Annotated in this window: 17 protein-coding genes; 8 read left to right on the forward strand and 9 right to left on the reverse strand. The window is 70.3% G+C overall.

Going from position 1 to position 20,623, the window contains the following annotated elements:
* The first annotated feature begins 5 nt into the window (after positions 1-5).
* Complete coding sequence (locus tag BM252_RS14845; protein ID WP_093388443.1) at positions 6-365, forward strand: hypothetical protein; 360 nt, start codon at positions 6-8, stop codon at positions 363-365.
* A gap of 38 nt (positions 366-403) precedes the next feature.
* Here the strand turns inward: BM252_RS14845 and BM252_RS14850 are convergent, their stop codons facing one another.
* Positions 404-1,261, reverse strand: coding sequence for a universal stress protein (locus BM252_RS14850; protein WP_093388444.1), 858 nt, complete (start codon positions 1,259-1,261; stop codon positions 404-406).
* A gap of 171 nt (positions 1,262-1,432) precedes the next feature.
* Here BM252_RS14850 and phbB point away from each other — a divergent pair, with 171 nt between their 5' ends.
* Positions 1,433-2,218, forward strand: coding sequence for an acetoacetyl-CoA reductase (gene phbB, locus BM252_RS14855; protein WP_093388445.1), 786 nt, complete (start codon positions 1,433-1,435; stop codon positions 2,216-2,218).
* 15 nt (positions 2,219-2,233) lie between these two features.
* On the opposite strand, the gene BM252_RS14860 is transcribed toward phbB, so the two are convergent.
* The 6 genes from BM252_RS14860 to BM252_RS14885 all read right to left on the reverse strand — a co-directional run bounded on the left by BM252_RS14860 (position 2,234) and on the right by BM252_RS14885 (position 7,639).
* The gene (locus BM252_RS14860) at positions 2,234-2,608 is read right to left on the reverse strand and encodes a TraR/DksA family transcriptional regulator (RefSeq protein ID WP_093388446.1); all 375 of its coding nucleotides are present in this window, start codon (positions 2,606-2,608) and stop codon (positions 2,234-2,236) included.
* 124 nt (positions 2,609-2,732) lie between these two features.
* A complete protein-coding gene (locus BM252_RS14865) occupies positions 2,733-3,221 on the reverse strand; it encodes a hypothetical protein (RefSeq protein ID WP_093388447.1) in 489 nt (162 codons plus the stop codon).
* Positions 3,222-3,236: 15 nt separating this feature from the next.
* Positions 3,237-4,076 carry a hypothetical protein gene (locus BM252_RS14870; RefSeq protein WP_174900539.1) on the reverse strand — a complete coding sequence of 280 codons (840 nt, stop codon included), beginning with the start codon at positions 4,074-4,076 and terminating at the stop codon, positions 3,237-3,239.
* Positions 4,077-4,231: 155 nt separating this feature from the next.
* Positions 4,232-5,014: a 2-oxo-tetronate isomerase gene (gene otnI / locus BM252_RS14875; RefSeq protein ID WP_093388448.1), complete on the reverse strand. Its 783-nt coding sequence runs from the start codon at positions 5,012-5,014 to the stop codon at positions 4,232-4,234.
* 258 nt (positions 5,015-5,272) lie between these two features.
* The gene (locus tag BM252_RS14880; RefSeq protein ID WP_093388449.1) at positions 5,273-6,664 is read right to left on the reverse strand and encodes a DEAD/DEAH box helicase; all 1,392 of its coding nucleotides are present in this window, start codon (positions 6,662-6,664) and stop codon (positions 5,273-5,275) included.
* Positions 6,665-6,856: 192 nt separating this feature from the next.
* A complete protein-coding gene (locus BM252_RS14885; RefSeq protein ID WP_093388450.1) occupies positions 6,857-7,639 on the reverse strand; it encodes an inositol monophosphatase family protein in 783 nt (260 codons plus the stop codon).
* 218 nt (positions 7,640-7,857) lie between these two features.
* On the opposite strand from BM252_RS14885, the gene BM252_RS14890 reads away from it, so the two are divergent.
* A complete protein-coding gene (locus BM252_RS14890; protein WP_093388451.1) occupies positions 7,858-8,640 on the forward strand; it encodes an RNA methyltransferase in 783 nt (260 codons plus the stop codon).
* Positions 8,641-8,750: 110 nt separating this feature from the next.
* On the opposite strand, the gene BM252_RS14895 is transcribed toward BM252_RS14890, so the two are convergent.
* Positions 8,751-9,449: a DUF8198 family protein gene (locus BM252_RS14895; RefSeq protein ID WP_093388452.1), complete on the reverse strand. Its 699-nt coding sequence runs from the start codon at positions 9,447-9,449 to the stop codon at positions 8,751-8,753.
* A 110-nt stretch (positions 9,450-9,559) separates the two neighbouring features.
* On the opposite strand from BM252_RS14895, the gene BM252_RS14900 reads away from it, so the two are divergent.
* From BM252_RS14900 to BM252_RS14920, 5 genes are all read left to right on the forward strand, one after another.
* On the forward strand, positions 9,560-10,084 hold the full coding sequence (locus BM252_RS14900; protein ID WP_093388453.1) for a hypothetical protein: 525 nt from the start codon (positions 9,560-9,562) through the stop codon (positions 10,082-10,084).
* 139 nt (positions 10,085-10,223) lie between these two features.
* Positions 10,224-11,918: a GMC family oxidoreductase gene (locus BM252_RS14905; protein WP_093388454.1), complete on the forward strand. Its 1,695-nt coding sequence runs from the start codon at positions 10,224-10,226 to the stop codon at positions 11,916-11,918.
* A gap of 37 nt (positions 11,919-11,955) precedes the next feature.
* Complete coding sequence (locus tag BM252_RS14910; RefSeq protein ID WP_093388455.1) at positions 11,956-12,942, forward strand: esterase/lipase family protein; 987 nt, start codon at positions 11,956-11,958, stop codon at positions 12,940-12,942.
* 149 nt (positions 12,943-13,091) lie between these two features.
* Positions 13,092-14,573 (forward strand): PAS domain-containing sensor histidine kinase, encoded by a 1,482-nt coding sequence (locus BM252_RS14915; RefSeq protein WP_093388456.1) that lies wholly within the window; start codon positions 13,092-13,094, stop codon positions 14,571-14,573.
* Positions 14,574-14,653: 80 nt separating this feature from the next.
* Positions 14,654-18,277 (forward strand): EAL domain-containing protein, encoded by a 3,624-nt coding sequence (locus tag BM252_RS14920; protein WP_093388457.1) that lies wholly within the window; start codon positions 14,654-14,656, stop codon positions 18,275-18,277.
* A gap of 329 nt (positions 18,278-18,606) precedes the next feature.
* Here BM252_RS14920 and BM252_RS14925 read toward each other — a convergent pair whose 3' ends face one another.
* Entirely contained in the window at positions 18,607-20,595 is a 1,989-nt protein-coding gene (locus BM252_RS14925; RefSeq protein WP_093388458.1) for an SDR family oxidoreductase, read from the reverse strand.
* Positions 20,596-20,623 lie beyond the last annotated feature (28 nt).

Genomic DNA, 20,623 nt, shown 5'->3' on the forward strand with positions numbered 1-20,623 from the left:
CGGCAATGACACAGGCATGGGTAGTGCTCACCCGGGCGGACGGCCGCGAGGTGGCGTCGCCGACCGAGGCCCAGCTGGCCACGGCGCTGGCCGAGGTCTACGACGGCGCGGCGCCGGCCAACGACGACGGCGCGGCCAGCACGGTGCTGCGCTTCGGCTACGACGACGGCCTGATGTACGAGGTCGAGGTGGCCGGCGGCGGCGCGGTCCGCTTCGGCGAATGGTCCGACCGCGACTGCGAGATCGCCCTGGCCGCGCCGCGCCGCATGCTGGCGCTGGGCCGCGACGAGGCGCTGCAGCTGTGGAAGTGGCTGGCGCTGCGCCAGGTGGCGAAGATCCGCAGCCAGCCCTGGCTGCCGGACTAGCGCCGGCCCCTCGGCCGGCGCGCCTCGGTGGGCGTTCCTCAGTGGGCGATCAGCAGCGGCAGCGTGGCTTGTTCGAGCAGCGTGCGGGTGACGCCGCCGAGCAGGATCTCGCGCAGCCGCGAATGGCCGTAGCCGCCCATCACCAGCAGGTCGCTGTGGCGCTCGGCCGCCAGCGCCAGCAGGGCCGCGCCGACCGGGTCGGGATGGCGCAGCAGGCCGGGCGCCGGCGCCGGCCGCGCCAGCAGCTCGACGGCCACGCCGTGGCGGCGCAGATGGGCGACGACGGCGGCGTCGGCCGCCGCGTCGCCGGCGCCGGGCTCGGCCGGCGCGAACACCGCCAGGTCGACCTGCGCGGCGCGGCGCAGCAGCGGCAGCGCCGCCGTCAGCGCCCGCGCCGCCTCGCGGCCGCCGTCCCAGGCCACCAGCACGCGCTCGAGCGGGACGCGCGAGGCGCCGCTGTCCGGCACCACCAGCAGCGGCCGGCCGCCGTGCAGCAGCACGTGGCCGGCCAAGTCGCCCAGCAGGGCGCCGCCGCGGCCGGGCTGGCGCTGGCCGATCACCACCAGGTCGGCGTGGCGGGCCTGCAGGCTCAGGCCGGTGCCGGCGTCGTCGTCGACGACGTGCTGCTCGTGCGAGCGCAGGCCCAGCGCGTCGAGCTGGGCGGCGAAGCCGGCCAGCGCGCGGCCGGCCCGTTCGCGCAGCAGGCTCAGGTGCAGGGCCAGGTGCGGGTCCTGCTCGTCGATGTGGCCGTCGCGGTAGGCCAGGCGGGCGATGCCGGTCAGCGCCACGCCGATCAGGTGGCCCTGGTCGGCCAGCGCCAGCGCCGCCGCCAGGCGCACCCGCTCGGCCAGCCGGGGCGATTCGTCCAGATGGACCAGGATGGTTTTGTACGACATGGCGTAACCTCGCTGCCGTCCCTGCGGTGGCCGGCTGTTCCATTATAGGCCGGCGCCGGCGGTCAGTGCGCGCGCATGGCGGCGGACGCCGCGTTTGATCTGGCGCAAGGTCCGCTTCGATCTGGCTCATACACTTGTGGTGGTTATATTGACAACGACAAGGAACCCGGAATGAACCAGAACAACAACAACGGACAGAAAAACGACCGGCCGGCCGCCAAGCGGGTGGCGCTGGTCACCGGCGGCATGGGCGGGCTGGGCACGGCGCTGTGCCGCCGCCTGCACCGCGACGGCTTCAGCGTCGCCGCCACCTATTCGCCCGGCAACGAGCGCTTCCAGCACTGGATCGAGGCGGAGAAGGACGAGGGCTTCCGCTTCCGCGGCTACCAGGTCGACGTCGGCGACTACGCCGACTGCGAGGCGATGGTGGCGCGGCTGCGCGCCGAGCTGGGCGGCGTCGACGTGCTGGTCAACAACGCCGGCATCACGCGCGACCAGAGCCTGCGCAAGATGACGCGGGAGGACTGGGACGAGGTCATGCGCGTCGACCTCGACAGCGTCTTCAACATGAGCAAGCAGGTGCTCGACGGCATGCTCGAGCGGCGCTGGGGGCGCATCATCAACATCTCCTCGGTCAACGGGCAGAAGGGCGCCTTCGGCCAGGCCAACTACGCGGCGGCCAAGGCCGGCATGCACGGCTTCACCAAGGCGCTGGCGCTGGAGGTGGCGCGCCACGGCGTCACCGTCAACACCGTCGCGCCCGGCTATCTGCGCACGGCGATGGTGGCCCAGGTGCCGGCCGAGGTGATGCGCGACAAGATCCTGCCGCAGATCCCGCTCGGCCGCCTGGGCGAGCCCTACGAGGTGGCGGCGCTGGTGGCCTACCTGGCGTCGGAGCAGTCGGCCTTCGTCACCGGCGCCGAGATCGCCATCAACGGCGGCCAGCACATGCGCTGAGGCTGCGGGCGGCCCCTAGCGCGGCGGCCGCTCGGCGCGCGTCTGGCAGACGATGCACAGGCGCGCCTCGGGCCGCGCCTGTAGCCGCGAGTAGCCGATCGGCCCGTCGCACTGTTCGCACAGGCCGTACGCGCCGTCCTCCAGCTTGGCCAGGGCGTGGCGCACCAGCTTCAACTGGCGCGCCGTGTGCTCGACGGTGCCCTGCGCCAGCTCGCTCAAGGTGCGGTTGCTGGCGTTGTCGGCCGGCGAGGCCTCGGGCTCGCGCAGCGGTGCGCCGAGCGCGCCGGCCTGCACGTCGAGCTCGCCGGCAAGCTGGACGAACAGGGCGGCGCGGGCTTGCTCGAGCCGTTCCCTCAGGCTTGCGATGTGTTCTGGGTCCAGTCCGTGCATGGGCGGCTCGCTGGTGCGCTGGTGGTGGTCTGGCTGACCGGTCCAGTGTTTGACCGGAGAACAGCGCCGATTGTTCGGCCGCCGGGCACGACGCGCGTCAAGCCGCGACCTCGGGCCGCGCGCCTCAGGTCCGGGCCGGCGGCGCGGCCGGTCCGGCCGGGCCGGCTTGGTCGGCCCGGCCCAGCGCGGCGAGGTGGCGGCGGATTTTCTCCAGCGGCGCCGGGATGTGTTCGGGCTTGCCGCCGACGACGGCGCCGGCCAGTTCGACCAGCTCGGCGGCCAGGTCGACCAGGTCGCGCACGTGCTCGAGGTGGGCGATCTGTTCGCCGGCGCGGGCCGTCAGGGCCAGCAACTGTTGCTGGGCGCCGCCCAGGCCGACGGCGGCCAGCCGGGCGCTGTCGAGGTAGAGGCCGTTGGCGCGCTGGCGCAGCGCCACCTCGTCCTCGAACAGGGCCTGGGCCTGCGGCTGGCTCAGTGGCGGCGCGCCGCCGGCCTGCGGCTGGCGCAGGCCGCGCAGCAGGCGCGCGTGCAGGGCGTTGGCGGCGGCCGACAATTGGTCGGCCAGCGCCTCCAGGTCGGCGCCGCTGGCCGGCGCTGCGGTGGGAAGGGTCATGGCGGGGCTCCTGGCTCAGGGGTGGCTGGGGGCGGCGGTCGGCGCGCCGCCGAGCGCGGCCTTGGCGCCGGTCGTGCTCTTGACGTCGTCGCGCGGCGGCCATAGTTGCAGCGCGGCCTGGTGGGCCTGGCTGAGCGCCGCCAGGTTGCTTTCGGCCAAGGTGAAGCGCCGCCCGATCAGCCGGTATTCGGCCACCTTGGCCTGCTGGTGTGCCTTGGCCAGCGCCGCCAACAGGTGCTCGCGCGGATTGTCGACGAAGGGGATCTCGCTTTCCAGCGTGCCGAGCACGATGCGCTGCTCGTTGTCGTGGGTCTTGTCGTAGTAGCGCAGCAGGGCGGCCATGGCGTCGAGCAGCTGGCGCAGCTCGTCGCGGCCGTCGTTGAGCATCTGTTCGACGGCGCGGTCCTGGTAGCGCGCCGTCAGCGCGCGCGTGAGCAGCCGGGTCAGGCCGGCGTAGGCGTTGACGTGGCGGTCGTCGAGGCCGCTGTCGGGCCAGGCCTTGATGGCCCCGCTCATCGCCTTGACCTGGTCCTCCAGGTCGAAGCGCTCGTCGCCGGCCAGCTTGCCCAGCGCGCGCAGATACAGCGCGACGCCGTTTTCGATGGCGATGAAGTCGGGGTAGGCGGCCTGGCGGGCGGCGTCGAGCTGGCGCTCGCGGGCGTCGGCGGCCGGCGTCAGGTAGGGTTGTTGGCGCGGGTAGGTGTCGCGGAAGCGTTGGCTCAGCTCGTTGAAGGCGCCCAGCTTGGACGATTCGGCGCTGAGCGCGCGCACCGCCTGCAGGCGCGGGCTGTTGCCGGCGCAGCCTGCCAGGGCGGCCAGCAGGAGGAGGAACGCGGCGATATTGGGCGATTTCATAAGTCCTTCCACGGCGGGTCGGTGTCAGACTCATTGTTGCGCGTTGGTGCGGCGGCGGCTTGCGAAACCGCAATCGCGGCAAGGACGGGGCCGCCTTGGTGCCGCCGGGCGGGGCGCGGCGTGGCGCCGCCGCCACGCCGCGCCCGGTTTGCGGCTCAGGCCGCCGTCAGCGCCTGGCGCCAGCCGAGGCCGGCGACGGTGCCTTCCTTGGGATGGTACTCGCAGCCGATCCAGCCGTCGTAGCCGAGCTCGTCGATGAGGGCGAACAGGTGGCGGTAGTTGATCTCGCCCGTGCCCGGCTCGTGGCGGCCCGGCGTGTCGGCCAGCTGCATGTGGCGGATCAGCGGCAGGCGGGCGCGGATGGTGTTGCTCAGCTCGCCCTCCATGCGCTGCATGTGGTAGATGTCGTACTGCAAAAACAGGTTGTCGCGCCCGCAGTCGGCCAGGATCTCGCAGGCCTGCGCGCTGTGGTTGAGGAAGTAGCCGGGCATGTCGTAGTGGTTGATCGGCTCGATCAGCACGGCGATGTTGTGCGGGCGGAACTGGTCGGCGGCCCAGGCCAGGTTTTCCACCAGCGTGGCGCGGGCCCGCTCCGGCGCCAGCCCGGCCGGGGTGATGCCGGCCATGCAGTGCACCTGGGGCACGCCCAGCTCGGTGGCGTACTCCAGGCCGAGTTGCACGCTGTCCTTGAACTCGTCGGCGCGGCGCGGGTCGCAGGCCATGCCGCGGTCGCCGCCGGCCCAGTCGCCCGGCGGCAGGTTGTGCAGCACCAGCTGCAAGCGGTGGCGGCGCAGCCGCTCGCCGATCTGCTCGGCCTCGTAGGCGTAGGGGAAGAGGAACTCGACGCCGGCGAAGCCGGCCTCGTGGGCCAGGGCGAAGCGGTCGAGGAAGGGCGCCTCGGTGAACAGCATCGACAGGTTGGCGGCGAATTTGGGCATGGGAACTCCTGGCAGGGGGCTGGGATGCGCGGACGCGGCGCACGGCCAAGTCGCTATCCTAATCCAAAACCGGCGCCGGCCTGCAAGAACCGGGGCTGCCGACTCCTTGAGGGTCAGACCCTGAGGGTCTGACCCTGGCGCGCGCCGTTGGTTTCGCCGGCGTCTTGGCACGCCGTGATGAAGCGAAAAAAAAGCCACCGCGGCCCCGGAGGGCGGCAGTGGCTGGTTACTACCTACTGATTTGTTGCTGGCTGCTGCTTAGCGGCCGCGACCGCCGGAGCGGTGGGGCGCCGCCGAGCGCGGCGCGCCGCTGCGGCCGCCGCCGCCGCCGCCGGCCGCAGGGCCGCCGTTGCCGCTGGCGCCGCGTGGCTTGGCGCCGCCGCCGGCCGCCTTGACGCGCACCACCGCGCCGCCGCCGCCGCCGCCGCCGCTACGGCCGCCGTTGCGATGGCCGCCGGTGCCGCTGCGCAGTTGCACCGGTTGGGCGCGCGCGGTCGGGTCCGGTTCGAAACCGGGAATCACGGCGCGCGGCAGGGTTTGCTTGATCAGCTTCTCGATGTCCTTCAGCATGTCGTGCTCGTCGACGCAGACCAGCGACACGGCTTCGCCGGTGGCGCCGGCGCGGCCGGTGCGGCCGATGCGGTGGACGTAGTCCTCGGGAATGTTGGGCAGGTCGTAGTTGACCACGTGCGGCAGTTGGTCGATGTCGATGCCGCGCGCGGCGATGTCGGTGGCGACCAGCACCTGCAGCTTGTTGTCCTTGAACTCGGACAGCGCCTTGGTGCGCGCCGACTGGCTCTTGTTGCCGTGGATCGCCATGGCGCCGATGCCGTCGGCGTTCAACTGCTCGACCAGTTTGTTGGCGCCGTGCTTGGTGCGGGTGAACACCAGCACCTGGCTCCAGTTGTTGGTCTTGATCAGGTAGGACAGCATCGGGTGCTTCTTGTCGCGGTCGACCGGGTGGATCTTCTGCGCGATCACTTCGACGGTCGAGTTGCGGCGCGCCACTTCGATCATCGCCGGCTTGTTCAGCAGGCCGTCGGCCAGGGCCTTGATCTCTTCCGAGAAGGTGGCCGAGAACAGCAGGTTCTGGCGCTTCTTCGGCAGCACGGCGAGCACCTTCTTGATGTCGCGGATGAAGCCCATGTCGAGCATGCGGTCGGCTTCGTCGAGGATCAGGATTTCCACTTTCGACAGGTCGACGGTGCGCTGTTCCATGTGGTCGAGCAGGCGGCCGGGGGTGGCCACCAGGATGTCGACGCCGTGTTTGAGCTGCTTGATCTGCGGGTTGATGCCGACGCCGCCGAAGATCACGGTCGAGTTCAGCTTGGTGTACTTGCCGTAGATGCGCACGCTTTCCTCGACCTGCGCGGCGAGTTCACGCGTCGGGGTCAGGATCAGCGCGCGGATCGGGCGTTGCGAGGTGTTGCCGGTCATCGCCGCGCCGCTGGCGTCGGTCGACAGGCGGTGCAGGATCGGCAGCGTGAAGCCGGCGGTCTTGCCGGTGCCGGTTTGCGCGCCGGCCAGCAGGTCGCCGCCGTTCAGCACGGCCGGAATGGCTTGCATCTGGATCGGGGTCGGCGTGGTGTAGCCGGCTTCAGTGACGGCACGCACGATGGCGTCGGACAAACCGAGTGTGGAAAAGGACATGTTAGCTTTATGTAAAGATCGGCCTGTCGCCACGGATGGCGCCAGTCGCAGGCAATCGGATTGGGGGAGACAGCGGCTAAGGACTGGTCAGGGGGCCGCAGGCCGGAGTATAACAGCATACGCCGGCGCTTGTTTCAATACGGAAACGAAAAGAGGGCCGCGACCCTCCTTTTTTGTAACAAAGTACGCGGCTTAGGCGAATTCGCCCAGCAGGCCGACCATCTGGCCGAAGATCTTCGGGCTGGCGGCGATGATGTCGCCCTTGTAAAGGTAGTCGGACTCGCCGCTGAACTCGCCGACGATGCCGCCCGATTCCGTCACCATCAGGGCGCCGGCGGCGATGTCCCAGGGCTTCAGGCCCTTCTCGTAGAAGCCGTCGAGGCGGCCGGCGGCGACGTAGGCCAGGTCCAGCGCGGCGCTGCCGGGGCGGCGCACGCCGTGGCAGCGTTCGGCCATGATGCCGTACATCTTCAGGTATTCGGCCAGCGCGCGCGGGCTGCCGGCCACGTAGCCGGTCGACAGCAGGGCGTTGGCGATGCGGTCGAGCTTGGTGACGCGGATGCGCTTGTCGTTCAGGTAGGCGCCGGCGCCCTTGGTGGCGGTGAACAGGTCGTTGCGCACCGGATCGTAGATGACGGCCTGGGTGATCACGCCGCGCTGTGCCAGGGCGATCGAGATCGAGTACTGCGGGAAGCCGTGCATGAAGTTGGTGGTGCCGTCGAGCGGGTCGATGATCCAGGTGAATTCGGTCTCGTCGTTGGCGTTCTTGGAAGCGCCCGACTCCTCGGCCAGGAAGGCGTGGTCGGGGTAGGCTTTGGACAGCACCTCGATGATCGCCTGTTCGGCGGCCTGGTCGACGTCGGTGACGAAATCGTTGTGTTGTTTCTCGGTCACAGTGACGCGGTCGAGATCGAAGGACGCGCGGTTGATGACGGCGGCGGCGCGGCGGGCGGCTTTGATCGCCGTGTTGAGCATTGGGTGCATGTAAGCTTCCGGTAAAAGAACGCTATCGCCCACCGGGGCGACAACCGTCCCGGCGGGGCAATAGAGTACAAGAATGAATTAAAGAGCGGTGCGGCGCCGAAAGGTTAAAATCCCGTCTGGCAGCGCCGCCGGGTGACAAATCCACCCCGGCTGGCCTGCTGACATCCCCGAATTTTCCGTATCGATACCGCGCAATAGCGCTATTTTAAATGAACCTGCCCGAAATCAACACGTCTCTTTTCACTCGGCTGCGATTTATTCTGGTCCAGACCAGCCGCGCGGGCAATATCGGCGCCGTCGCCCGCGCCATGAAAACCATGGGTTTCAGCGAGCTGGTGCTGGTCACGCCCCGCTTCGACGACGCCCTGGCCGACGCCGAGGCGGTCGCCTTCGCCAGCGGCGCGCAGGACATTTTGGCCAAGGCCCGCGTCGTCGGCAGCATGGCCGAGGCGCTCGAGGGGGTCAACTTCGCCGCCGCCGTGTCGGCCCGGCTGCGCGAGTTCTCGCCGCCGGTGCTGGCGCCGCGCCAGCTGGCCGAGCAGCTGGCCGGCCAGCCCGAGTTGACCGCGGCCTTGATTTTCGGCAACGAACGCTTCGGCCTGCCCAACGAGGTGGTCGAGCAGTGCAACGTGCTCATCAACATCCCGGCCAACCCCGACTACTCCTCGCTGAACCTGGCCCAGGCGGCCCAGGTGCTGGCCTACGAGTGCCGCATGGCGGCGCTGGAGGGCCGCCAGAGCGCCTCCGAGGTCGGCTTCCACGGCCACGCCGCCAGCCACGAGCAGATCGAGGGCATGTACCAGCACCTCGAGCAGTCGCTGGTGGAGATCGGTTTTTTGGACGCCGCCAACCCGCGCAAGCTGATGCCGCGCCTGAAGCGCCTGTTCGCCCGCGCCCAGCTCGAGACCGAGGAGGTCAACATCCTGCGCGGCATCGCCCGCCAGATGGTGGCGCCGCGCCCGGACGGCAACGGCGGCGCGGACAAGGGCTGAGGACGGCGCCGCCCCCGGGGCGACAATACCCGCCGGCGCGCACATAGGGTCAGACCCTAGGGTCTGACCCTGGCTCCTTGTCCGTGGCGGGGCGTCGTTGGCGGCGACGCTCAGTCCGGCGCGAACGGATCGGCCGCGCCGGCGTAGATGTTGTGCATGACGCGGCGCTCACGGCCGACGATGGTGTCGACGAAGCGGCCGGCCTGCCGCATCTTCTTGAAGGCGCCAAAGCCGCGTTCCAGGAAGCGCTGCAGCTCGCCCAGCCCGGCCAGCCGCGCCGGCCCGCGCATCACCCCCAGGGTGGCGCTGAGGAAGGGCACTTTGACCAGCGCGCACAGCGATTCGCCCAGCGCCTGCACCAGCGCCAGCTGGCGCTCGCGCTCGGCCGGCGCCGCCGTGGCGCGGTAGGCGGCCAGGTAGCCGGCCTGGTCGAAGCGCTCGCCCAGCGCCCGCGCCATCGCCATGTCGAGCCGCTCGGACAGGGCGTCGAGCACGATCGCCTCGGTGATCGCCTGCAGCGCGGCTAGCGGCAGCATGCGCTGCAGGGTGGGGATGATGCGTTCGAGGTCGGCGTCGCGCCGGCCCAGGTCGTTGGCGCCGTACAGCTCATCGAGGAAAAACAGCGCGGCGTCGCCGCTGTCGGGCGCCGCCAGCAGGTCGGCGTGGCTGGCCGCCAGCCGGGCCGACTGGAATCGCTTGAGCGCCGTGCGCGCCGCCAGCAGGGCCGGATCGCGCATGGCGCTCTGGCGCTCCGCCTTGACGGTGCGCAGTTGCTCCTCCAGGGTCTGCACCAACTGTTCTTTTCTCATTCCTGCGTTGTACCAGAAGTGAGTAGATCTGGCCCTCTATTTTTGCCGCCGGGGCGGCTGGGTCTTTGTCGTACACTGCTTGGATAAGAAAACCACAACAGGATGGAGACATGCAGACGAAGCGCAGACGATTTTTGAAGCTGGGGCTGATCGGCGCCATCGGCCTGGCCGCCGGGGGCGCCGTCTACCGCGCCGTGCGCGGGCCGGCGCCGCTGGCCCCCTTCGCCCTCGACGGCGACGCCAGCCTGGTGCTGGGCGCGCTGATCCCGGCGCTGTTGGCCGGCATGCTGCCGAGCGAACCGGCGGCGCGCGGCGCCGCCGTGGCCCACACCGCCGAGCGGGTCAAGGGCGCCGTCCGGGGCCTGCCGCTGGCCACGCAGAAGGAGGTGCAGGACCTGTTCGGCCTGCTGGCGCTGGCGCCGGCGCGGCGCTTCCTGGCCGGCGTGTCCGGCGACTGGGCCAGCGCCACGCCGGCCCAGGTCGACGAGTTCCTGCAAAGCTGGCGCCACCACCGCCTGGCCACGCTGCAAACGGCCTACCACGCGCTGCACGACCTGGTGCTCGGCGCCTGGTATTCCGATCCGGCCAGCTGGCCGGCGATCGGCTATCCCGGCCCGATCAAGGAACTGGCCTGAGCCGACCCCAGCGCGGGCCCCGGCCCGCACCCGCAGCCCAATTGGCGCGCCAGGAAACTGGCCCAGCCCCTAGAATAGAACCGCCGCGCAGCGCCGTCCCGTCCGCGCCGTGCCGCGCGCCACCTTTTCGGAAGCCGCAATGACCGACACCATCATCCCCATCAATACCGCCACCACCAACGCCACCGCCACCGGCGCCGCCACCGCGCCGGTGCGCACGGTGATCCCCGATCCGATCCAGGCCGGCCTGGCCGCAGGCTGGCTGGTCACCGACGGCGCCCAGCTCGGCGAGGACCGCAGCCTCGAGGCCGACGTGGTGGTCATCGGCAGCGGCGCCGGCGGCGGTGTCACCGCCGAGATCCTCGCCCTGGCCGGGCTGAAGGTGCTGATCATCGAGGAGGGCGCCCTGAAGTCGTCGAAGGACTTCAAAATGCGCGAGGCCGAGGCCTACCCGGCGCTGTACCAGGAATCGGCCGCGCGCAAGACGCGCGACAAAGGCATCAACATCCTGCAGGGCCGCACCGTGGGCGGCACCACCACCGTCAACTGGACCTCCAGCTTCCGCACGCCGCCGGCCACGCTGGCCCATTGGCAGCAGCATTTCGGCCTGAAGGACTACAGCGAGGAGGCGCTGGCGCCCTGGTTCTCGCTGATGGAGCAGCGCCTGCACGTCAGCCCCTGGGCGGCGGCGCCGAACGAGAACAACGACCTGCTGCGGCGCGGCGCGGCCAAGCTGGGCCTGTCGACGGCGGTCATTCCGCGCAACGTCAACGGTTGCTGGAACCTGGGCTATTGCGGCATGGGCTGTCCGACCAACGCCAAGCAGTCGATGCTGGTGACCACCATCCCGTCGGCGCTGTCGCACGGCGCCAGCCTGCTGACGCGGGTGCGCGCCGAGCGCTTCGTGCTGCGCGCTGGCCGCGTCGAGCAACTCGACTGCGTCGCCCTCGACGCCGCCGGCCTGGCCGAGACCGGGCGCCGCGTCAGCGTGCGCGCCAAGCACTTCGTGCTGGCCGGCGGCGCCATCAATTCGCCGGCCCTGCTGTTGCGCTCAGCCGCGCCCGACCCGCACGGCCTGCTCGGCAAGCGCACCTTCCTGCACCCGACCATCATCTCGGCCGGCCTGTTCGAGCAGCGCGTCGACGGCTACGCCGGCGCGCCGCAGTCGATCTATTCCGACCACTTCCTGCACAGCGGCCCGGTCGACGGTCCGATCGGCTACAAGCTGGAGGCGCCGCCGCTGCACCCGCTGCTGCTGTCGACGACGATGGCCGGCTTCGGCGCCGCGCACGCCGCCATGATGGCGCAGTTCCCCCACATCCACGCCCTGCTGGCGCTGCTGCGCGACGGCTTCCACCGCGACGCGCCGGGCGGCAGCGTGGCCCTCGACGGCCGAGGCGCGCCGGTGCTCGACTACCCGATCAGCGACTATGTCTGGGATGGCGTGCGCCGCTCGATGTTGTCGATGGCCGAGATCCAGTTCGCCGCCGGCGCCAAGACGGTGACGCCGGTGCACGAGTCGGCCGGCCAGTACGCCAGCTGGGCGGCGGCCAGCAAGGGCATCAACGCGCTGCCGTTCAAGACGCTGGCGACGCGGGTGGTGTCGGCCCACGTGATGGGCGGCTGCACCATGTCGGACGACGAGCGGCTCGGCGTGGTCGGCGCCGACGGCCGCTACCACGGCGTGGCCAACCTGTCGGTGCACGACGGCTCGCTGTTCCCCACCTCGATCGGCGCCAACCCGCAGTTGTCGATCTACGGCATCACCGCGCGCCTGGCCAGCCGGCTGGCCGAGCAGATGACGGGGCGGCCGGCGCCGCGCCCGCAGGCCTGAGCGTGGCCGCCGCGCCCGGCGCCGCGCGGGCGGCGCCGTGATCCGCCGCCTGTTGGCCTGGCTGCTGGCGGTGCAGGCGTTGGCCGCGCTGGCGCTGGCCTGGGGCCTGTGGCGCGGCGCCGGCTGGCAGCCGGCGGCGGCGCTGGCGGCCGGAGTGGGCGCCGTGCTGGCAGTGCGGCTGGCCATCAACCTGAACAACTTCCGCCTGAGCCGGCGCTGGCGCAGCGCCGTGCCGGCCGAGTTCCAGCTCGGCCCGGCCGCCGCCCTGCGCCTGTGCTGGCGCGAGTTCGCCGCCAGCCTGCGCAGCTCGTCCTGGGACATGCTGCTGCCGTCGCCGATGTGGCTGGCGCCGGCGCCACCGGCCGTGCCGGCCACAGCCGCGCCGGCCGCGCCGCCGGTGCTGCTGTTGCACGGCTACGCCTGCAACGGCGGCTACTGGCGCCGGCTGGGCCGCCAGCTGCGCCGCGCCGGCATCAGCCACTACGCGCTGGACCTGGCGCCGCCCGGCGCCGCCATCGACCAGTTCGTGCCCCAGGTGCGCGCCGCCGTCGCCATGCTGTGCGCGCGCACCGGCGCGCCGCAGGTGGTGCTGCTCGGCCACAGCATGGGCGGCCTGGTGGCGCGCAGCTACCTGCGCGCCGACGGCCCGGCCCGGGTGGCGCGCCTGATCACCCTCGGCAGTCCGCACCACGGCACCGCGCTGGCCCGCCTCGGCCCCGGCGCCAACGCCGCGCAGATGCGCCACGGCGGCGCCTGGCTGGCGGCGCTGGCGCGGGCCGAGGCCGCAGAGGCCGCCGGCGCCGCCGGCGCCGGCGTCACCGTCGTCTCGCTCTTCTCGCACCACGACAACATCGTCGCGCCGCAGGATTCGGCCCGCCTGGCCGGCGCCCGCAACCTGGCCTTCGGCGCCGTCGGCCACGTCGCGCTGGGCTCGGACGCTAGCGTGATGCAATGCGTGCTGGCCGAAATCGCCGCCTGCGCACCGCCGCGCGGGGCGATGGACAGCGCCGGCCGGCTTCGGTAGACTGTTTTCCAGCGGCACGGCCCCCGGCTGTTGTTTTGCGGTCGCCGGAAGCGGCTGTTGGTGAGTTTTTGTGAGAATATCGGGCGTGTGTTGCTGTATGGTTATTCGTGCGCCGTTCACGTCCGCGGCACCCCCAGACAAGGTCCACGATGGCAATCGATTTCGGCAGCCTGATCCTGAACGAGACCCCCGACGCCGTCATCCTGACGACGCCGGCCGGCGAGGTGGTGTGCTGGAGTCCGGGCGCCGCCGCCGTGTTCGGCTATGCCGAGGGCGAGGCCGTCGGCCGCCCGCTCGACGAGCTGATCATGCTGCCCGGCCAGGCCGACGAGGCGGGCGCCGCGCACGACCGCGCGCTCGACAACGGCGGCTACAACTACGAGTCGATGCGGCGCGCCAAGAGCGGCGCCCTGGTGTATGTCGACGGCTCGGCCAAGGCCATCCGCGGCACCGACGGCGCCGTCGAGTACATCCTGTGGAGCAAGAAGGACGTCACCCAGCTCAAGGTGCTGCGCGACGCCAAGCTGCTCGAGGCGCGCTACGGCGGCCTGCTCGAGTCGACCCCGGACGCCATCGTCATGGCCAACGCCAGCGGCCGCGTGGTGCTGGCCAACGGCCAGGCCGAGGCGCTGTTCGGCTACCCGCACGGCGCCATGCGCGGCATGCTGCTCGAGCAACTGATGCCGGCGCGCTTCCGCGGCGGCCACGTCGGCCACCGCAGCGGCTACTTCGCCCAGGCGCGGCCGCGGCCGATGGGCTCGGGGCGCGACCTGTACGGCCTGCGCCAGGACGGCCGCGAGTTCCCCGTCGAGATCAGCCTGAGCCCGATCGAGACGGAGCAGGGCACGCTGATCATGAGCGCGATCCGCGACATCAGCGAGCGCAAGCTGATCGAGAGCACGCTGCACGAGAACAACCTGGCGCTGGCGCGCGCCAACCGTGCCAAGGACCAGTTCCTGGCCAGCATGTCGCACGAGCTGCGCACCCCGCTCAACGCCATCATCGGCTTCACCGGCACCCTGCTGATGCGCCTGCCCGGCCCGCTCAACGAGCCGCAGGACAAGCAGCTGCGCACCATCCAGGCCAGTGCGCGCCACCTGCTGTCGTTGATCAACGACCTGCTCGACCTGACCCGCATCGAGTCGGGCAAGGTCGAGCTGCACTTCGAGCCGCTGCAGTGCCGCGCCCTGGTCGAGGAGCTGCTGCAGAGCTTCCAGCCGTTGGCGCGCGACAAGGGCCTGCGCCTCGAGTTCCGCGCCACGCCGAACGACATCGGCCTGCTGAGCGACCGCCGCGCGCTGCAGCAGATCCTCATCAACCTGGTCAACAACGCCGTCAAGTTCACCGAGCAGGGCGAGGTGTCGGTGCGCCTCAGCGTGGCCCGTTTCGACGAGCGCGAATGCGTCACCTTCAGCGTCAGCGACACCGGCGTGGGCATCGCCGCCGAGCACCGCGACAAGCTGTTCCAGGCCTTCACCCAGCTCGACGCCGGCAGCACCCGGCAATACGAGGGCACCGGCCTGGGCCTGCACCTGAGCCAAAAGCTGGCCGGCCTGCTGCGCGGCCAGATCCTGTTCGACAGCCGGGCCGGCGAGGGCAGCACCTTCACGCTGGCGCTGCCCCTTGACTAGCCCGACCCATCGGGACGGCCGCCGCCGCGAGGGCGGCACGGCGCCCCCGTGTAACAACATGATCAACCTGGAGCGCTAACGTGTCAGCCCGCATCCTCATCATCGAAGACAATCCGACCAACATGGAGCTGATGGTCTATCTGTTGCGCGCCTTCGGCTACACCCCGCTGCAGGCCCACGACGGCGAGGAGGGCGTGGCGGTGGCCGGCCGCGAGTTGCCCGACCTGATCATCTGCGACGTCCACCTGCCCAAGCTGGACGGCTACGGCGTGGTCGCCGCGCTCAAGGCCGACGCCGCGCTGGCCCACATCCCGGCGCTGGCGGTGACCGCGCTGGCCATGGTGGGCGACCGCGAGCGCCTGCTGGCGGCCGGCTTCGACGGCTACATCGGCAAGCCGATCGAGCCGGACTCCTTCGTCACCCAGATCGAGGCCTTCCTGCCCGGCACCCTGGCGGCGCCGCCCAAGGCCGACGTGGCCACCATCCTGATCGTCGACGACCACGTGCTCAACCGCGAATTCCTCATGACCCTGCTCGGCTACGGCGGCCACCGCCTGCTCGAGGCGGCCAACGGCGCCGAGGGCCTGAAGATGGTCCACGCCGAGCGGCCCGACCTGGTCATCTCCGACATCCTGATGCCCAACATGGACGGCTACGAGTTCGTCACCCGCATGCACAGCGACCCGGCCACGGCCGAGGTGCCGATCATCTTCTACACCGCCACCTACCGCGAGCGCGAGGCGATGGCGGTGGCGCAGGCCTGCGGTGTGCGCTGGGTGCTGCCCAAGCCGTCCGACCCCGACGTCATCCTGCGCACCGTGCACGAGGCGCTCGGCCTGGCCGCCGAGCCCGAGCTGCTGCCCGGCTTCGCGCCCGAGCCGCCGGCCGCCGGCCGCTTCCACGGCATCGACAACAAGGTCGCCGAATACCTTGGGGAGCTGGAGTCGAGCAGCCAGCTGATCACCCAGCTGGCCAACCACCAGGACGGCGCGGCGGCCCAGCCGGAGAATTTGTCGCTGATGACCGAGCGGCTGTCGCGCTCGCTCTCCAGCCTGCAGGCGGTCAGCCTGCGCCTGACCGCGCTCATCGAGCTGGGCATCGAGCTCGGCGCCGAGCGCGACCCGCTGGCGCTGATCGAGATCGGCTGCCGCGTGGCGCAGAACATCTGCGTCTCCAAGTACGCCTGCATCGGCGTGCTCGAGCTGGGCGCGGCCGAGCTCAGCTACTTCGCCTCCTGCGGCATCGGCCAGCAGGCCCGGCAGATCGCCGCCACGCCGCGCGCCGGCATCCTCGGCAAGCTGCTCGAGCACCGCCAGCCCTGCCGCATCAACGACCTGGGCGGCGACCCGCAGGAGATCGGCCTGCCGCCCGGCCACCCGCCGGTGCACTCCTTCCTCGGCGTGCCGATCGCCTCGCGCGAGCGCACCCACGGCTGGCTCTACCTGGTCGACAAGCTCGGCGCCGACGAGTTCTCCGAGGTCGACGAGCGGGTCGCCGCCACCGTCGCCGCGCAGATCTCGGTGGCCTACGAGAACCTGCTGCTGTACGAGGAGATCAAGCGCCACCACGCCCAGCTGACCTTGGACATGAACGCCCGCATCCGCCTCGACGAGGACCTGCGCCGCTTCCGCCTGGCGATGGACGCCACCGCCGACGCCATCTTCCTGGTCGACCGCGCCGGCATGTGCTTCGTCGACGTCAACGTCACCGCCTGCCGCATGCTCGGCTACGAGCGCGAGGACTTCCTCAAGGTCGGCCCCAACAAGGCGGTCGACGGCGACCTGAACCGGCTCGACGACCTGTACGACAAGCTGCTCTCGGGCGACCAGAGCGGCGCCATGGCCGAGCTGCTGCTGCAGCGCAAGGACGGCAGCCCGCTGTCGGTCGAGGTGCAGCGCCGCACGCTGCGCTCGGGGCAGAGCTGGATCCTGGTGGCGGTGGCGCGCGACATCACCGAGCGCAAGGAGGCCGAGCAGCGCCTGCTCAAGCTGGCCCACTTCGACACCCTGACCGGCCTGCCCAACCGCAGCCAGTTCTACGACTCGCTGAGCCACTCGCTGGGCCAGGCGGCCGAGCACAAGTGGGCGCTGGCCGTGCTGTTCCTCGACGTCGACCGCTTCAAGAACGTCAACGACACGCTCGGCCACACCATCGGCGACGAGCTGCTGCGCCAGTTCTCCAGCCGCCTGGTCGACTGCCTGCGGGTGCGCGACACCATCGGCCGCTTCGGCGGCGACGAGTTCGCCGCCATCCTGATGCTGCCCGAGGGGGCGCAGAACGCCATCGCCGTGGTCGACAAGATCCGCGACGCCATGCGCAAGCCCTTCGACCTGAAGGGCCACGAGGTGACGGTGACGGCCAGCATCGGCATCTCGGTGTTCCCCGACGACGGCCTCGACCCGGACACCCTGATCCAGTATGCCGACACGGCCATGTACCGCGCCAAGGAGGCCGGCCGCGACGCCTTCCGCTTCTTCACCGCCGAGATGAACGCCCAGTCGCTGGCCCGGCTCGACCTGGAGAACGCGCTGCGCCGCGCCATCGACCACAACGAGTTCGTGCTGTTCTTCCAGCCCAAGGTGCACATCGGCAGCGGCCGCATCAGCGGCGCCGAGGCGCTGATCCGCTGGAAGCGGCCCGGCCACGGCATGGTCTCGCCGGCCCTGTTCATCCCCATCCTCGAGGAGACCGGCCTGATCGTGCGGGTCGGCACCTGGGTGCTGCACGAGGCCTGCCGCAAGATCAGCCAGTGGGGCAGGTCGGGCACCGGCGCGGTGCACCTGTCGGTCAACGTCTCGGGCATCCAGTTCTTCGTCGGCGGCCTGGAGGAGGAGGTGATGCGCGCCATCACCGAGCACGCCATCGCCCCCGAGCTGCTCGAGCTCGAGCTCACCGAGAGCTCGCTGATGTCGAACGCCGAGGAGACCATCACGGTGCTGCAGAACCTGAAGGCGCTGGGCATCCAGATCTCGATCGACGACTTCGGCACCGGCTACTCCAGCCTGGCCTACCTGAAGCGCTTCCCGATCGACAAGCTGAAGATCGACATCGCCTTCGTGCGCGAGGTCACCAGCAACCCGGACGACGCCGCCATCGTGCTGGCCATCATCAACATGGCGCACAGCATGAAGCTCGAGGTGATCGCCGAGGGCGTCGAGAAGGAGGCCCAGCTGGCCTACCTGCGCCGCCACGGCTGCGACGAGATGCAGGGCTACTACTTCAGCCGCCCGCTGCCCGAGGAGGAGTTCGAGGCGATGCTGCGCGAGGGCCGCTCCCTGCAGGCGCCGGTCGACGAGGCGGCGCCCGACCAGCAGACCCTGCTCATCGTCGACGACGACGCCTTCATGCTCGACGTGCTGACCGACTTCCTGGCCCAGGACGGCTACCGCATCCTCACCGCGCAGACCGCCGCCGAGGGCTTCGACGTGCTGGCGCGCCACCGCGTCCAGGTGATCCTGTGCGACCAGTGCATGCCCTTGATGAGCGGCACCGAGTTCATGGAGCGGGTCAAGAACCTGGCGCCGGACACCTTCCGCATCATGCTGTCGGCCTACGCCGACCTGACGCCGATCATGGCCGCCATCAACCACGGCGCCATCGACCGCTTCTACACCAAGCCGTGGAAGGGCGCCGTGCTGCGCGAGAACATCCGCGAGGGCTTCCGCCTGCACGCCCAGGTGCACGGGCCGCGCCTGGTGTCGTGAAGCGGCGCGCCCTTGACTTGAGGTAGGGCGGGCCGTAGTCGAGGCCGAACAGCAGAACCCGGTCGACACACTTGGCCAGCACCACTGTGCCGATGAACTCCGTCTCGGGGAAATCGTCGAAGGCCTTTTTGGTCGCGCCCGAGAATTTCAGGAACAAGGCGTCGCCGTCCGGCCCGCGCGTCTCGCTGAGCAGTTCAACGCGCTGTCCGGCGGCCAACTGGCAGGCCAGCACCGGTTTGAGCGGCGCTGCCCGCGCGGGCACGAGTGCGCACAGCAGCGCGATGCTTGCGATGGTTTTCAATTGCCCATGTCCGGCATCCCTTTATCGCTTAGAAATGCACGCCGCGCAGCAGTTGCTGCATGGCGATCTGCTCCGAGCTCATCGGCGGCGCCTTCTTGCCGTCGCCGCCCTGCGCCGCGTCCGAGTCGGGGAACATGCGGAACGAGGTGTTGAGCACGATCTGCGCCACCCGTGGCAGCAGCGCGTGCAGCACCTGGCCGAACACGCCGACCCGGGTGGCGATGCGCACCGGCTTGTGGACGATGGCCTCGGCGATCATCTCGGCCGCCTCCTCCGGCGACAGGGTCGGCACGTTCTGGTAGAGCTTGGTCGGCGCGATCATCGGCGTGCGCACCAGCGGCATGTTGATGGTGGTGAACTTGACGCCGACGTCGGCCAGCTCCGACGCGGCGCAGCGCGTCCACGCCTCCAGCGCCGCCTTCGAGGCGACGTAGGCGGAGAAGCGCGGCGCGTTGGTCAGCACGCCGATCGAGGAGATGTTGACGACGTGGCCGCGTTCTTGCGCGATCATCTGCGGCAGCAGGCCCATGGTCAGGCGCAGGCAGCCGAAGTAGTTCAGCTGCATGGTGCGCTCGAAGTCGTGGAAGCGGTCGTAGCTGGCCTCGATGGCGCGGCGGATCGAGCGGCCGGCGTTGTTGATCAGCACGTCGACGCCGCCGTGCTCGGCGATCAGCAGGGCGACGAAGCGGTCGCAGTCGGCCATGTCGGCGACGTCGGCCTGGTAGGTGATCAGGCTGTGGCCGCGCGCCTCGACCTCGGCCTTGGCGGCGGCCAGCTTGTCGCCGTCGCGGCCGCAGATGATGGTGACGGCGCCGGCCTCGGCCAGCTTGTGCGCCGCCGCCAGGCCGATGCCCGACGAGCCGCCCGTCACCAGCACCACCTTGCCGGCCACCTGGCCGCGCAAGGTGGTGTCGATGAACAGCGCCGGGTCGAGGTGGCGCTCCCAGTAGTCCCACACCGGCGTGGCGTACTGGTCCAGGCGCGGGCAGACGATGCCGCTGCCCTTCAGGGCGATGGCGGTGTCGCGGTTGTCGAAGCGGGTCGGGTAGTTGATGAAGTTCATCAGGTCGTTCGGCAGGCCCAGGTCCTTCATGATGGCGTCGCGCAGCCGGCGCACCGGCGACAGCGCGAACACGCCCTGGCGGATCGACTTGGGGATGAAGCCGAACAGGGCGGCGTTGATGCGGATGCTCATGGTCGGCGCGTGGGCGGCGCGGCAGAAGGTGTTGAGCACCTCGCCGACGCGCATCGGCTCGGGGTCGGTCAGGTGGAAGGCGCGGCCGTCGAGCTTGGGCAGGTGGGAGATGTGCTCCATCGCGTCGACCACATAGTCGACCGGCACGATGTTGATGCGGCCGCCCTCGATGCCGACGGTCGGCATCCACGGCGGCAGCAGTTGGCGGATGCGCTGGATCAGCTTGAAGAAGTAGTAGGGGCCGTCGATCTTGTCGGCCGCGCCGGTCTTGGAGTCGCCCACCACCATGCCGGGCCGGTAGACGCGCCAGGCGCCCTTGGTCTCGTTGCGCACGATCTTCTCGGACTCGTGCTTGGTGGCGAAATAGGGGTGGTTCAGGCCCTCGGCCTCGTCGAACATGTCCTCGCGGAAGATGCCCTCGAACATGCCGGCGGCGGCGATCGAGCTGACGTGGTGCAGGATGCCGGCCTGGATCGCGTTGGCGAACTCGACGGCGTTGCGGGTGCCGTCGACGTTGACGGCGATCTGCTCGTCGGCCTCGGCCAGCATGTCGTAGATGGCGGCGAGGTGGTAGAAGTGGTCGATGTTCTTGCTCAGCGCCTTGATATCCTCCTTGGCCACCCCCAGCTTGGGGCTGCGTAGGTCGCCGAAAACGGGGATGGCGCGGGTCTTGCCGACGTCCCAAAACTCGAGCAGGGCGGGTATTTTGTCGCGGCTGGTTTCACGCAGGAGGAAATGCACTACACTGCCTTTGCGGGCCAACAATTTCTTGACCAAACGTTTGCCGATGAAGCCAGTCGCACCGGTAACAAAGTACTGCATCCTGATTCTCCTTTTTTGTGTTTTTGGT

It is taken from the genome of Rugamonas rubra, assembly GCF_900114705.1.
Classification (GTDB): domain Bacteria; phylum Pseudomonadota; class Gammaproteobacteria; order Burkholderiales; family Burkholderiaceae_D; genus Rugamonas; species Rugamonas rubra.

What these genes read in the sequence shown, in the direction of transcription:
- BM252_RS14845 (WP_093388443.1), top strand. Translation starts at nt 6, where the DNA reads ATGACACAGGCATGGGTAGTGCTCACCCGGGCGGACGGCCGCGAGGTG.
- BM252_RS14850 (WP_093388444.1), bottom strand. Translation starts at nt 1,261, where the DNA reads ATGTCGTACAAAACCATCCTGGTCCATCTGGACGAATCGCCCCGGCTG.
- phbB (WP_093388445.1), top strand. Translation starts at nt 1,433, where the DNA reads ATGAACCAGAACAACAACAACGGACAGAAAAACGACCGGCCGGCCGCC.
- BM252_RS14860 (WP_093388446.1), bottom strand. Translation starts at nt 2,608, where the DNA reads ATGCACGGACTGGACCCAGAACACATCGCAAGCCTGAGGGAACGGCTC.
- BM252_RS14865 (WP_093388447.1), bottom strand. Translation starts at nt 3,221, where the DNA reads ATGACCCTTCCCACCGCAGCGCCGGCCAGCGGCGCCGACCTGGAGGCG.
- BM252_RS14870 (WP_174900539.1), bottom strand. Translation starts at nt 4,076, where the DNA reads ATGAAATCGCCCAATATCGCCGCGTTCCTCCTCCTGCTGGCCGCCCTG.
- otnI (WP_093388448.1), bottom strand. Translation starts at nt 5,014, where the DNA reads ATGCCCAAATTCGCCGCCAACCTGTCGATGCTGTTCACCGAGGCGCCC.
- BM252_RS14880 (WP_093388449.1), bottom strand. Translation starts at nt 6,664, where the DNA reads ATGTCCTTTTCCACACTCGGTTTGTCCGACGCCATCGTGCGTGCCGTC.
- BM252_RS14885 (WP_093388450.1), bottom strand. Translation starts at nt 7,639, where the DNA reads ATGCTCAACACGGCGATCAAAGCCGCCCGCCGCGCCGCCGCCGTCATC.
- BM252_RS14890 (WP_093388451.1), top strand. Translation starts at nt 7,858, where the DNA reads ATGAACCTGCCCGAAATCAACACGTCTCTTTTCACTCGGCTGCGATTT.
- BM252_RS14895 (WP_093388452.1), bottom strand. Translation starts at nt 9,449, where the DNA reads ATGAGAAAAGAACAGTTGGTGCAGACCCTGGAGGAGCAACTGCGCACC.
- BM252_RS14900 (WP_093388453.1), top strand. Translation starts at nt 9,560, where the DNA reads ATGCAGACGAAGCGCAGACGATTTTTGAAGCTGGGGCTGATCGGCGCC.
- BM252_RS14905 (WP_093388454.1), top strand. Translation starts at nt 10,224, where the DNA reads ATGACCGACACCATCATCCCCATCAATACCGCCACCACCAACGCCACC.
- BM252_RS14915 (WP_093388456.1), top strand. Translation starts at nt 13,092, where the DNA reads ATGGCAATCGATTTCGGCAGCCTGATCCTGAACGAGACCCCCGACGCC.
- BM252_RS14925 (WP_093388458.1), bottom strand. Translation starts at nt 20,595, where the DNA reads ATGCAGTACTTTGTTACCGGTGCGACTGGCTTCATCGGCAAACGTTTG.